General features: G+C 49.3%; 13 protein-coding genes. 12 read left to right on the top strand and 1 reads right to left on the bottom strand.

The genetic code is table 11. The annotated features are described in order from the left end of the window. Nucleotides 1-157 precede the first annotated feature (157 nt). From trhA to B2U10_RS02930, 4 genes are all read left to right on the top strand, one after another. Nucleotides 158-817, top strand: a complete 660-nt coding sequence (trhA, locus tag B2U10_RS02945; RefSeq protein WP_035396436.1) for a PAQR family membrane homeostasis protein TrhA — start codon at nucleotides 158-160, stop codon at nucleotides 815-817. Beyond that, entirely contained in the window at nucleotides 814-1,488 is a 675-nt protein-coding gene (locus B2U10_RS02940) for a TVP38/TMEM64 family protein (RefSeq protein ID WP_290785487.1), read from the top strand. Before trhA ends, B2U10_RS02940 begins: the two co-directional genes overlap by 4 nt. A gap of 84 nt (nucleotides 1,489-1,572) precedes the next feature. Next, a complete protein-coding gene (locus B2U10_RS02935) occupies nucleotides 1,573-2,490 on the top strand; it encodes a proline dehydrogenase family protein (RefSeq protein ID WP_023469178.1) in 918 nt (305 codons plus the stop codon). Between the two features lie 59 nt (nucleotides 2,491-2,549). Further along, the gene (locus B2U10_RS02930; RefSeq protein ID WP_290785484.1) at nucleotides 2,550-3,368 is read left to right on the top strand and encodes a DUF2785 domain-containing protein; all 819 of its coding nucleotides are present in this window, start codon (nucleotides 2,550-2,552) and stop codon (nucleotides 3,366-3,368) included. Between the two features lie 689 nt (nucleotides 3,369-4,057). Here the strand turns inward: B2U10_RS02930 and B2U10_RS02925 are convergent. Continuing rightward, nucleotides 4,058-4,705, bottom strand: coding sequence for a class I SAM-dependent methyltransferase (locus B2U10_RS02925; RefSeq protein WP_290785481.1), 648 nt, complete (start codon nucleotides 4,703-4,705; stop codon nucleotides 4,058-4,060). A gap of 183 nt (nucleotides 4,706-4,888) precedes the next feature. On the opposite strand from B2U10_RS02925, the gene B2U10_RS02920 reads away from it, so the two are divergent. From B2U10_RS02920 to B2U10_RS02885, 8 genes are all read left to right on the top strand, one after another. Next, nucleotides 4,889-7,306 (top strand): 3-hydroxyacyl-CoA dehydrogenase/enoyl-CoA hydratase family protein, encoded by a 2,418-nt coding sequence (locus tag B2U10_RS02920; protein ID WP_290785478.1) that lies wholly within the window; start codon nucleotides 4,889-4,891, stop codon nucleotides 7,304-7,306. A gap of 17 nt (nucleotides 7,307-7,323) precedes the next feature. Then, on the top strand, nucleotides 7,324-8,514 hold the full coding sequence (locus B2U10_RS02915) for an acetyl-CoA C-acetyltransferase (protein WP_290785475.1): 1,191 nt from the start codon (nucleotides 7,324-7,326) through the stop codon (nucleotides 8,512-8,514). Beyond that, the gene (locus B2U10_RS02910) at nucleotides 8,511-10,295 is read left to right on the top strand and encodes an acyl-CoA dehydrogenase family protein (RefSeq protein ID WP_035405982.1); all 1,785 of its coding nucleotides are present in this window, start codon (nucleotides 8,511-8,513) and stop codon (nucleotides 10,293-10,295) included. Before B2U10_RS02915 ends, B2U10_RS02910 begins: the two co-directional genes overlap by 4 nt. 75 nt (nucleotides 10,296-10,370) lie before the next feature. Further along, nucleotides 10,371-10,823, top strand: coding sequence for a DinB family protein (locus B2U10_RS02905; protein ID WP_290785470.1), 453 nt, complete (start codon nucleotides 10,371-10,373; stop codon nucleotides 10,821-10,823). A gap of 34 nt (nucleotides 10,824-10,857) precedes the next feature. After that, nucleotides 10,858-11,220 carry an arsenate reductase family protein gene (locus tag B2U10_RS02900; protein WP_290757620.1) on the top strand — a complete coding sequence of 121 codons (363 nt, stop codon included), beginning with the start codon at nucleotides 10,858-10,860 and terminating at the stop codon, nucleotides 11,218-11,220. A gap of 64 nt (nucleotides 11,221-11,284) precedes the next feature. Continuing rightward, nucleotides 11,285-11,668, top strand: coding sequence for a glycine cleavage system protein GcvH (gcvH, locus tag B2U10_RS02895; protein ID WP_290785467.1), 384 nt, complete (start codon nucleotides 11,285-11,287; stop codon nucleotides 11,666-11,668). A gap of 98 nt (nucleotides 11,669-11,766) precedes the next feature. Then, nucleotides 11,767-12,048: a thioredoxin family protein gene (locus tag B2U10_RS02890; RefSeq protein WP_023469167.1), complete on the top strand. Its 282-nt coding sequence runs from the start codon at nucleotides 11,767-11,769 to the stop codon at nucleotides 12,046-12,048. A 539-nt stretch (nucleotides 12,049-12,587) separates the two neighbouring features. Beyond that, nucleotides 12,588-13,226, top strand: coding sequence for a class I SAM-dependent methyltransferase (locus tag B2U10_RS02885; protein WP_290785464.1), 639 nt, complete (start codon nucleotides 12,588-12,590; stop codon nucleotides 13,224-13,226).

The raw sequence follows: 13,226 nt of genomic DNA, 5'->3' as shown, positions 1-13,226 counted from the left end.
GACGGTTGTCATCAAATCGACAGAATCTTTCGATAGGCACGCTGTCGCTTCAGAGCGTATAATCAAAGTGTTAGTCTTGTGTCATTAGAAAGTAGGTGTTCGGTTGGTTACCAAAAAAGAACTTAAGCAAACGATCAAGCAACAATCGAAAGAAACGATCGAAGAGCTACTCGCAAAAGGTGACTCCTTGAAAGAGGAGATCGCCAGTGCCATTACACACGGATTGGGTGTCATTTTCAGTATCGTCGCGCTCGTGATGTTGATCCTGCAGGCGACGAAATCCGGCAGCGCTTGGAACGTCACTGCTGTCAGTATCTTCGGGGCAACGATGATTCTCCTTTATCTGTTCTCGACCTTGATGCATTCGCTGATGCATACGAAAGCAAACAAGGTTCTACAAATTTTAGATCATGCTGGCATCTATCTCTTGATTGCCGGTAGTTATACACCGTTCGCTTTAATCACACTCCGTGGTCCGCTCGGCTGGACATTGCTCGGAATCGTCTGGGGTGTCGGAACGCTCGGCATCATCTGGAAGCTTTATTCGACCGGTAAATATGTCTGGATCTCGAATGCGTCTTATCTGATCCTCGGCTGGTGTTGTCTGTTTGCGATCAAGCCAATCTATGAAGCACTTGGATTACAAGGATTCTTACTCCTCCTCGGTGGTGGACTTGCGTACTCCCTCGGCGTCATCTTTTACGTCTGGGCACGCTTGCCGTATAACCACGCGATTTGGCATCTGTTCGTCCTTGCTGGTAGTGTGTTGATCTTCCTGTCGATTTTCTATTATGTTGCTCCAGCGACGATGTCATGAAGAAACTACGGCTCCGGGACTGGCTCCCGATCACGCTGTATTTTATGTTTGGACTTGGATTGCTCCTGTATTTCCGGATGTCGGGAATGTTGGAGCAATTCGACATTCAAGCATTATCGGATTGGGTACGGAATCAAGGTCTCACCGGGATGTTGCTCTATGTGCTCGCTTATACCGTCCGACCACTCGTCTTTTTTCCGGCGAGTCTTTTGACCGTCTTTGGCGGCTATACGTACGGTCCGTGGCTCGGGACATTACTTGATGTTATTGGTGCCGGTACGGGTGGATTACTCAGCTTTTGGATCGCCCGGTTGCTCGGTCGCCGTGGAGTTGAGAAGTTGATCGGGAAAGGGAAGCTGAACGTACTCGACGAACGGATTGCAACGAACGGCTTTCTCGTCGTCTTGATCGTCCGGTTGATTCCGCTATTTCCGTTTGACGCGATCAGCTACGCGTCCGGATTATCAAAAATCCGCTTCAAACAGTTCGCCATCGCGAACTATATCGGGATCATTCCCGGTGCGTTCGTTTACAACAATATCGGCTCAAGCCTTCGTGATCCGTTCTCGTGGCAGTTCTTCCTCGCGATCGGTCTGTATGTCTTATTCTTTGTCGTGGGACTTGTCGCACAACAGATTCTCAAAAATAAACAAAAGAAAGAGCGCATGTAAGCGCTTTATGTCATAATATAAAGGCAGAGATGTGAACCGATACGGTAAAACAGCCTAGCATTTATTTAGGGGGAATCATGAGTGATGGAAAAAGTACTACGGGATGGTTTTATCTTCTTATCGCAAAACAAGACATTGAACGGTCTCGCCAAGCGATACGGGCTTAAATTCGGAGCAAGTCGCTTCGTGGCAGGGGATTCATTGGAAGCATCAAAACGGGCGATCCAGGAATTGAACGCAAAAGGATTATGCGTCACGATGGACCATTTAGGGGAGTTCATCTCGACGGTAGCGGAAGCAGAGATGATGACACAAGAATGTATTCGTGCGGTTGAGATGATTGCGGAAGAAAAATTAGACTCGCAACTCTCGTTGAAACTGACATCACTCGGACTCGATATCTCGGACGACTTGATTCGCTCGAACATGGAGCGGATCTTAACACGTGCGAAAGAACTCGGTGTCTTCGTCACGATTGATATGGAAGATGAGCCACGTTGTGAAAAGACGATTCAATTGTTTGAAGAATTGCGCCAATCTTTCGATAACATCGGAACAGTCATCCAGTCATACCTCTACCGGTCGGAAGATGATATCAAACGCGTCGGTCGCTTCGAGACGAATCTCCGGATCGTTAAAGGGGCATATAAAGAGCCGGCAACGGTGGCGTTCCCAGAAAAAGAAGACGTCGATCACAACTACATCAAGCTCGTGAAGTTACAATTATCACTCGGAAACTATGCTGCCGTCGCAACACATGACGATGCGATGATCGAGCAAGTCATCCGTCACGCTAAAGAAAATGGGATCGAAAAAGACCAGTTCGAATTCCAGATGTTATTTGGTATCCGGGTCGAGCGTCAACTCGAACTCGTCAAACAAGGCTATAAAGTCCGTGTCTACGTTCCTTATGGACGTGACTGGTACGGTTACTTCATGCGCCGCTTAGCAGAACGACCGGCAAACGTTGCCTTCGTTCTCAAAGGAATGGTCAAAGGATAAGAAGAGAAGGCGATGCAACGTTGCATCGTCTTTTTTTGATTCAGAGAGGAGAGGTCAGAATGGCACGAACAGAACAAGAATTCAAGGAACTGCTGCAACAAGACGCGCCTGTAACGCCTACATTACTCGATGAGTTACTTCTACATATCGGTTCGACGGATTCTGAGTTACGAGATGGATTGATCTATCCGCAGTTAGCGATCTACATCGCATCCGAATCATTTACGATAGAAGACACCAATCGAATTTTCGATTTTCTTTTAAGCGGGCATGGATTGATGTATAGAATGGGAACAGCGGACACAACAGCTGTTCTGACGCGATCATTTTCAGCATTAGCACTCGCTGAATTGTTAGTGATGGACAAAACCCGGCAGGTATTGACGCAAAGTCAGCTGAATCGGCTGTCGACTTACTTACAAACCTATTTGGAGCAAGAAAAGGATGTCCGTGGATTCATTGACGGAATGGGGTGGGCACACAGCATGGCACATATCGCAGATGTCTATGCGGTTTGGTTTACGCACCCAGCGAGTCGTCCACAGGAGGAGCTCGGAGCGATTGATGCGATGATTCGTCAGTTGATCCGATCCGATTATCTCTATGTCGATGAAGAAGCGGACCGGATGGTGACGGCGTGGTTGCAAGCTTGTCGTCATGGACTGTCGGAAGATGTCCTATTGCAACGAATCGAACGTAATATTAAGGAGTGGCTTGAGAGTGACGTGACATGGGGAGATGCGGAGTGGACGACGTATCGTAACGTTAAACAGATGCTACAGACACTCTATTTCCGACTGAAATGGGAAGAGCAATCGGGTCTTGTCTTGGTTGAAGAGTGGTTGCGACAGGTACATCAGCGAACGCATGGAGGATGAAGCAAAGTATACCGGACGTTCCCAACATCTTCGCTTTCCTCAGGCGGGAAGTAAGCCGCGGCATTTCGCATTCCATGCGATTTGCCGGGTCTTCCTCTTCCCTGACGGAAGCATCTAGCATGCTTCCTTTTCCTGTAGGAGTCGAAGATGCCTAGTTCGTCCTAGATGAACTCATATCAAAAGCGATCGATTCCATTGACGGAAATCGATCGCTTTTGAGTTCTTTGGATAACAAATGAGTACGTCCTCCTCACATGTCTTCACCCGACTCCTTCAGGAAAAAGCGCGATGTTTTAACTCGCGCTGTCAGAGACGAACAAGACCCGGGTTCGTCATCCGAAGGATGAAGAAGACTGGCTTGTGTCTCGCCTGAGGAAAGCGGGTGAGAAGACAGTGAGGTGAATAGTGCGTTACATCGGTCATTTCGCATCATGGCCAAATGATATTACCTAGAAACATCATCCCAGCAAATAAACCAATCATTAAGAAGACAGTAGTTTGTGGTTGGAAACGTTTCTCCCGATAACGTCGAAATAAACGGTCCCCCAATGCCTGTATACAGAATAACAGACCAATAAAGAGTAGGAAGAATTGCCATCTTTCTAGAACATCGAGAGCATCAATGTAAAATAAAAAAACAATACATAAAGCTATTAATATAGACGTATAAAAGGTACTGTGTGACATATTTATCGCTCCCTCACAGCCGTCGTCTGAAAAGCAAATAAACACGAGAAAGCATGTGCTTGATCCAGTAATCGATGCCCCGTCATGACGGCTCCTTCCTTTTGGATGACTGCTTCATCGAGCAACGTCCAGCCACACTCTTTTGCCAGCTGCAACAATTCCCACGGCATCATCGTATTTCCCATCGCGACTTCTTCACCGTACAGACGACGATAAGCAAGTTGCCGTGGTGCGGCTGTCGGACCGAGTAGGCTGATGACGACAAGCGGGGCGACACGTTCGATTTCTTGCAACACTTGAACGGGACGTGTCGACCATTCGAGTGAGTTGACGGCGAGGACGACATCAAACGCATGATCGGCGAACGGCAATGCTTCACCCGTTCCAACGATGAACGTCTGCTCGGGTGACTTCTCACGGGCGATTCGGATCATCTCATCTGAAACATCAAGTCCGACTGTCTGAAAGTCCGGTGTCAGTAAGCGACAGGCTGCACCATCACCGCAACCGAGATCAAGCAAACGACCACCGGTGATCGTTTTTCGTAAGAACGGCAAAACGGTTTTTCGGCTGCCGTTCGTCCACATATCGTCAGCGCGATCCGCCCAGTCGGCGGCTTTTTGATTCCATACATGCTCGGTTTGACTCATTTTCAACCACTCCTTTTTATCAGTCTAACAGGAAAATTTGTCCATTGACTGATTTTTTATTGCTACTGAATCATTATTCATTTATGATGAAGATGTAGAAGAAGCACACCAAAGTCGTTGGGCTTCTTTTTTTGTCAGTATAATGAATGGTTATTCATTCAATTTAAAATCAGGGGGTATATCATGGCGAGTCAAATCGGTCAGCCGACCACAATCCAGTTGACGAAACACATCCAATTCGCCGTCATCATCGGTTCAGGGGTGATGGGTGCAGGCATCGCGGCACATCTTGCGAATGCTGGCATACGGACATTGATGCTTGATATCGTACCAAAAGAACTTACGGCACAAGAAGAGAAGCAGGGCTTGACGCTGAGTGATCCGCGCGTCCGCTCCCGCATCGCGCGCGATAACCGCGAAAAACTCTTGAAACAAAATCCAGCACCACTCGCGTCGAAAAAATTGATCGATTTCATCGAGGTCGGAAACTTAGAAGACGACTTAGAGCGTCTGAAGGAAGCGGACTGGATCGTTGAAGTCGTCGTCGAACGACTCGACGTCAAACAGCAATTGTTCGCAACGATCGAACCGTTCATTCGGGAAGACGCGATCGTCAGTTCGAACACATCCGGCATCTCGATTGAAGCGATGCGCAAAGGGCGCTCGGAATCGTTCAACCGTCGTTTCCTCGGGACACACTTCTTTAACCCACCACGTTATCTGAAGTTGCTTGAGTTGATTCCGACGTCAGACACGGATCCAAGTGTCGTTGACTTCATGAAGCAATTCGCAGAGGAACGACTCGGAAAAGGTGTCGTCATCGCGAAGGACACACCGAACTTCATCGGCAACCGAATCGGGACATACGGTCTCCTCGTGACGATGGATGAGATGAAAAAAGGTGGCTATTCGATCGGGGAGGTCGATTCGGTCACAGGTCCACTACTTGGTCGCCCAGGGTCAGCAACATTCCGGACACTCGACGTCGTCGGCATCGACACGTTCGTCCACGTCGCGAACAACGTCTATGACTTGTTGCCAGAAGGCGAAGAGAAGGAGACGTTCGCGGTTCCGTCTGAAATGCGTCGCCTTGTCGAACAAGAATCACTCGGTGCGAAGACGGGTCAAGGTTTCTATAAGAAAGTCGGAAAACAGATCCTTGAACTTGATCTCGAGACATTTGAGTACGTTGAAAAGAAAGCGCTTACTGAACCGTCAGTCGGACAAGCCAAAGCACTTCCGGGCGCAAAAAACAAACTGAAAGCCGTCGTCTTCGCGCAAGATCGTGTCGGCGCGTTACTCTGGCCAATCCACGCGAAAACATTGCTCTACTCGGCTCAGCTGACTGGTGAGATCGCAGACGACATCAAAGCGATCGATGAAGCAATGAAATGGGGCTTCGGCTGGAAGATGGGACCGTTCGAGACATGGGACGCACTAGGCGTCGAGAAGACGGTCGCGAAGATGAAACAAGACGGTTACGAAGTACCGGCATGGGTCGATGAGATGCTCGCGGCAGGGAAGACGAGTTTCTATGATGCGTCCGGTCGTCATTATGACACAACGACACAAGACTACGTCGGAGCAACGGTCAATCCGAAGGAGATCCGACTCCGCGACGTCCGGAAGTCAAACGGTGTTTTACTTGAGAACAACGGGGCACGCTTGCTTGATATCGGCGATGATGTCGCAGTCCTTGAGTTCACATCGAAGAGCAATGCGATCGGTGTCGACATCATGCAGATGATCGAACAGTCGGTCGATCTCGTTGAGAAAAACCACCGTGGTCTCGTCATCGCGAACGATGGCAAGAACTTCTGTGTCGGTGCGAACCTAGCGATGATGCTGATGGAAGCGGAAGATGAGAACTGGTTCGAACTCGACTGGATCATCAACAAGTTCCAACAATCGATTCAAAAGATTCGTTACGCATCGCGTCCGATCGTCGCTGCTCCACAAGGGATGACGCTTGGTGGCGGTACAGAAATCTCGCTTCCGGCAGCTCGCCTGCAAGCTGGTCTTGAAACGTACATGGGTCTCGTCGAAGTCGGTGTCGGTCTAATTCCAGGAGGCGGCGGAAACGTCAATACGTACCGTCGACTGTTAGAAAACACACCAGACGGACTCGTCAATATCGAAAAAGCAGCGCAAAAGACGTTCGAAAACGTCGCGATGGCAAAAGTCTCAAAATCAGCCTTTGAAGCACGTGAACTCGGATATGTCCGCTCCATTGATCAAATCTCGATGAACCGGGATCACTTGACGTATGATGCGAAACAACTCGTCCTTGAACTGGACCGGACCGGCTACACGGCACCAGCGAAAGCGAAGATTCCAGTCGTCGGTCGTGCTGGTAAAGCGACGCTGGAACTTGCAACACGCGAAATGTTCTACGGCGGTTATATCTCGGAACACGATTTGAAAATCGCAAGTAAACTCGCACACGTCATCGCCGGCGGTAACGTCGCCTTCGATAGCCACGTCGATGAACAATATATGCTCGACATCGAACGGGAAGCCTTCTTGAGCCTGATCGGTGAGATGAAGACACAACAACGGATGCAGCACATGCTCGTCAAAGGCAAGCCGCTTCGTAACTGAGGACTGGGGGGATTCGGATGAAGGAAGCAGTAATCGTCGCCGGTGCACGAACACCGGTCGGAAAAGCAAAAAAGGGCGCATTCAAATCGATGCGCTCGGATGAATTAGCAGGCATCGCCATCCAAGAAACGTTGAAACGGTCCGGTTACACGGGAGCGGTCGATGACGTCATTCTCGGATGTGCCTTACCGGAAGCAGAGCAGGGGATGAACATCGCCCGTTACGCTTCAGTCCTCGGTGGTTTATCCCATGAGGTACCGGCAATAACGATCAACCGGTATTGCTCAAGTGGACTACAATCGATTGCTGACGCAGCGATGAAGATCATGACGGGGCAAGCAACCGCTGTCGTCGCTGGTGGACTCGAATCGATGAGTCAAGTCCCGATGCCGGGTCACGTCGTCCGACCTAATCCGTCGATCGTCGACACAGCACCGGAATACTACATGAGCATGGGGCATACAGCGGAGCAAGTCGCAACGACCTACAATGTCTCACGAGAAGATCAAGATGCGTTTGCGTTGAAGAGTCACCAAAAAGCAGCGGCAGCAATTGCGGCTGGTAAGTTTGCTGACGAGATCGTCCCAGTAACGGTGACGGAACAATTCGTCAACGATGAACTGAAAATCGAAGAGAAGACATTCATCGTCGAGCACGATGAAGGCGTTCGCCCGGATTCGTCACCGGAAGGTCTCGCGAAACTTCGCCCAGCGTTCCGCCTCGGCGGCAGCGTCACGGCAGGGAATTCTTCGCAGACGTCAGACGGTGCGGCTGCCGTCCTCGTCATGGAACGGGAAGAGGCAGAACGCCAAGGCTTACCGATTCTCGGTAAGTTCAAATCGTTCGCTGTCGGTGGTGTCCGTCCGGAAGTGATGGGTATCGGACCAGTCGTCGCGATTCCAAAGGCACTCGAACTCGCAGGCATCACACTTGAAGACGTCGGTTTGATCGAGTTGAACGAAGCGTTCGCTTCGCAGTCGCTCGGTGTCATCCGTGAGCTTGGACTAAATGAAGACATCGTCAACGTCAACGGTGGAGCGATCGCCCTCGGTCACCCACTCGGCTGTACAGGAACGAAATTGACATTAACGCTCTTGCATGAAATGAAACGCCGGAATGTCCAGTATGGTGTCGTCTCGATGTGTATCGGTGGCGGAATGGGCGCAGCAGGTGTATTCGAACTAGTTGAAGGAGGAACAGGACAATGAGCCAAACGACAAACGAATTAATCAAAGGTGGCAGTTTCGTATTAGATGAGTTAGCACCAGAACGTCTCTTCACACCAGAGGATTTCTCAGAAGAACACAAAATGGTTGGTGATATGACAGCGAAGTTCGTCGAAGATCGTGTCGTTCCTGTCCTTGACCGAATCGAAAAACACGAGTTCGAACTGTCGGTTGGTCTACTCCGTGAAGCAGGCGAGCTTGGTCTACTCGGCGCAGATGTTCCGGAAGCATACGGTGGTTATCAGATGGATAAGATTTCGTCTTCGATCATCACGGAGAAGTTCGCGCGTGGTCGTTCATTCGCCCTCAGCTACGGCGCACACGTCGGAATCGGTTCGTTGCCGATCGTCTTCTTCGGTAACGAAGAGCAAAAGCATAAATACTTGCCGAAACTCGCTTCAGGGGAGTGGATCGCTTCGTACGCATTGACAGAGCCGGGCTCTGGTTCGGATGCCCTCGGTGCCAAAACGACAGCTGTCTTGAATGAAGCAGGGACGCACTATATCTTGAACGGTGAAAAACAATGGATCACGAACGCAGGTTTCGCAAGCTTGTTCGTCGTCTACGCAAAAATCGACGGTGACAAGTTCACAGCCTTCCTCGTCGAAGGATCGTATCCAGGTGTCTCGACAGGTGTCGAGGAGCAGAAGATGGGGATCAAAGGGTCATCGACACGGACATTGATCTTACAAGATGCAGAAGTACCAGTCGATAACGTCCTTGGTGAGATTGGACGCGGTCACGTCATCGCCTTCAACATCTTGAACGTCGGTCGTTACAAATTAGCTGTCGGTGCTGTCGGTTCGTCAAAACGAGCGATTGATCTTGCAGTCCAGTACTCGAACGAACGGAAACAGTTCAAGACACCGATCAGCTCGTTCCCATTGATTCAAGAAAAACTCGCGACGATGGCAGCACAGACGTATGCGATGGAAAGTTCAGTCTACCGGACGGGTGGTCTGTTCCAAGACAGTCTCGATCAGTTGTCAGAAGAAGAGAGCAAGGACGGTAAGAAAATTGCCGATGCAATCGCGGAGTACGCAATCGAATGCTCAATGAATAAAGTCTTCGCTTCGGAAACATTTGATTATGTCATCGATGAAGCGGTCCAGATCCACGGTGGTTATGGCTTCATGGCAGAATATGAAGTCGAGAACATGTACCGTGATTCACGGATTAACCGGATCTTCGAAGGAACGAACGAGATCAACCGTCTCCTCGTCCCAGGAACACTACTGAAGAAAGCGATGAAAGGCGAGTTGCCGTTGCTTGCGGAAGCACAGCGTCTACAACAAGAAGTGATGAGCTTCATGCCGACAGACATCGGAACAGCACCACTTGATCGCGAACGCCACTTACTCGCGATGATGAAGAAGATCTTCTTGTTGACTGCCGGAACAGCGGTCCAAAAATACCAGGACAAACTCCAAGGCGAGCAAGAAATTTTAGCGAATACAGCCGACATCATGAGTGCGATCTATGCGCTGGAGTCAGCAATCGTCCGGACGGACAAAGCGATTGCTGACAAAGGAATCGAGAAGAGCGAACTGAAAGTCCGTTACACGGAAGTCTTCGCACAACAAGCGTTCGAAGCTGTCGAGCGTGACGCGAAAGAGACACTCTACGCGGCAGCAAGCGGCGACGAACTCCGGATGTTGCTCTCGGCGCTGAAAAAATTCAGCCGTTACCAGCCAATCAACGTCATCGGTACGAAACGCGACATCGCAAAACGTCTCATCGAGTCAAACAAATATACGGTCTAAGTCAGGTTTACCGCTTCGCCTTTGCAGGGAAAATCTCTGTAAAGGCGAAGTTTTTGGTTGAGGAGGGAAAACGAGATGCGCCAAGAATTGGTTGAACTGCAATTTGCGATTGCCTACTATCAATCCCTTGAACGTTTGTCGTCGGAAGAATGGGATCTGCCGCTTGCGCTCAACAAGTGGACCGTCCTTGAGTGCGTCAGTCACCTCTATTTATGGGACCGGTTTTATTACGATCATGCCATCTCGAAGTTACCGGATGAACCGTTGACGCTCGTCGAGACGGATTTTGATCAGTTCAATCGACTGGCGGTCGAATATGCGCATCATATCGATCCGCTTGCTTTGTTGAAAAAAGCGATCAGTGTCCGGCGTGATATCGTCGATCACCTCAATCGTCTGTCTGATGAGCAATTTGCGGCGACCTATGAGAATTTCCGACCGCAAGAATTCGTTGAGTCGTTCGTCGCCCATGACGCCCATCATCAAGATCAGATCGACGGGGCGCTCGCACGCTTGAAGCAGAAGTGATCCATCTGCTACTCTTGGAAGTGAGGTGATGAACATGACAACAACAGTCACGATGTACGGCTACCCGAAATGTAGTACGTGCGTCAAAGCAAAAAAAGCACTCGAACAACACGGTGTCGAAGTCGATTACAAACATATCGTCGAGGAGACACCATCTGCAACGACGATTCAGGAACTCCACCAAAAAAGTGGGGAGCCATTGAAGAAGTTCTTCAACACGAGCGGTCAATCGTATCGTTCGCAAGGAATCAAGGACAAACTCCCTGAGTTATCAGAAGACGAGCAATACAAGTTGCTCGCAAGTGACGGCATGTTACTGAAGCGTCCGATCGTTACAGACGGAAAAGACGTCACGATCGGCTTCAAGGAAGAAATGTATCAAGGAAAATGGTATTAAGTTCAGAGTCGATTTTGGTATACTGAACACGTTAGTCCAAATTAGTCCACAGGGGGAATCGGAAATGAGTCAAGTAAAAGACAACTTACGCTATTCGGAAGAACATGAATGGGTCGAAGTATCAGAAAACAAGGCGCGCATCGGAATCACGGATTTCGCGCAACACGAACTCGGGGATATCGTCTTCGTCGAATTGCCTGAAGTCGGGGATACGATCACAGCAAACGAGCCATTCGGTTCAGTCGAGTCGGTCAAGACAGTCTCGGAATTATACGCACCGATCTCTGGTAAAGTCGTTGCCATCAACGAAAACCTTTCGGATTCCCCAGAACTCGTCAACGAGTCACCATTCGAAGGCGCTTGGATGGTCGACATCGAAATCGAAGATGCTTCACAAGTCGAGGCATTGATGGACGCTGCAGCGTACAAATCGATGATCAACGAGTAATACTTAACGAAAAGAGAGTGAACGAGGCGCTTGCGTTTCGTCCGCTCTCTTTTTTTTGTATACTGACGACAGATACCACGAAGAAAGGAGCGACCGTCATGCAAGAGGTCACGACCGTCCCGGAAAACGGGCTATTGTATGTCTATGCACCGATGTGCGGGACATGCGCCATCGCGGAACGTATGCTCGATATCGTCGAAGCGACGGAATCAGGTCAATCGATTCAGAAGGCGAACGGGAATTTCATTCCGGATTTCTTAGAAGAAGCCCGTGTCATGAGTGTTCCTGCGTTGTTGCGAATTGAAGAAAACCAAGTCGTAGAGCGACTTTATGCTTTCCAGTCCGTCCAAAACGTCTTTGCTTTCTGTCAAGAACGGTAAGAAAAGTCCGATTGGATTTTTCTTTTTGTTAAATTGTCGGAATATTTACAATAATCCGTTGACAACGCAGAAATATGAATGGTATATTCATAACAACTTCTAGAAATGCATTATAGGAAGTCTAGCAGAGATGATCGTTCAATACGATTCAAGTCCTGAACCCTTTCTCCCATCCTAAGCCGGTGTATTGTTTCCCCTTAAGTCGTCCCCCAAAGACGAAGCGGTGCAATGAACGGGTGGTGGATCGAAAGGACCGATCAGGAAGTGAACGTAAGCTGGCGATCATGTCGAACAGGCGCCGTCCTCCACGCGGAAGAGCGAACAATTCCGAATGGAGCTGGGTTTTCCTTCGTAGCATTTCTAACCACATTATTCGTGTTGTCGGTTCGCCGGCAACGCCTTTTTTTTGTTTTCTGGAAGTTTTTCGAGCCGGTCGCTTGCCAGGATAGAATCTCCTTGCTACAATGCGAATAAGGAAAATTACTTTAATTCATATCCGATTACTCGGAATTAACTGGTGAGATGGAGGACGACAAGGCATGACAGTACGTTTTATGGATGTTTTCACAGAATGGGCATCAACGTATGACGAGACAGTAACCGGACATGATCCGGAGTATAAAGAGGTTTTTCGTCGATACGATGAGATTTTGGATACAGTAGCGGATAAAGCGCAGTCGCCGGTCATTGAATTCGGAGCAGGCACAGGGAACCTGACACAACGTCTTCTGGCACGTCACGACGCCGTACTCGCCGTCGAACCAAGTCCGGAGATGCGGGCAATCCTGACGGAAAAGATTCCGTCACTTGATGTACAAGACGGTCACTTCCTCTCGTTCGAGGTGAAGGAAGCACGCAGTTTTGTTTCGACGTATGCGTTTCATCATCTAACAGATGAGGAAAAGGGAGAAGCAATCGAACTGATGGCATCACATTTACCGGCAGACGGAAAAATCGTCTACGCGGATACGATGTTCGTCTCAGAAGAGGCACGCCTGCAAACGATCCGTGAAGCACGTGCTCAAGGGTTTGATGCGTTAGCGGAAGATCTCGAACGCGAGTTCTACCCGTTGATTCCAGTCATGGAAGAATTGTTTACAGCACGGGGATTCACTGTTAAATTTATACAATACAATCACTTCGTCTGGCTCGTAGAAGCCGAGAAAATGGGGGAATAA

This window comes from Exiguobacterium sp. UBA7533 (assembly GCF_002479335.1).
Taxonomy (GTDB): domain Bacteria; phylum Bacillota; class Bacilli; order Exiguobacteriales; family Exiguobacteriaceae; genus Exiguobacterium_A.
Note: the sequence above shows the minus strand (reverse complement) of the source record. Positions and strands in the feature narration are given on the sequence as shown.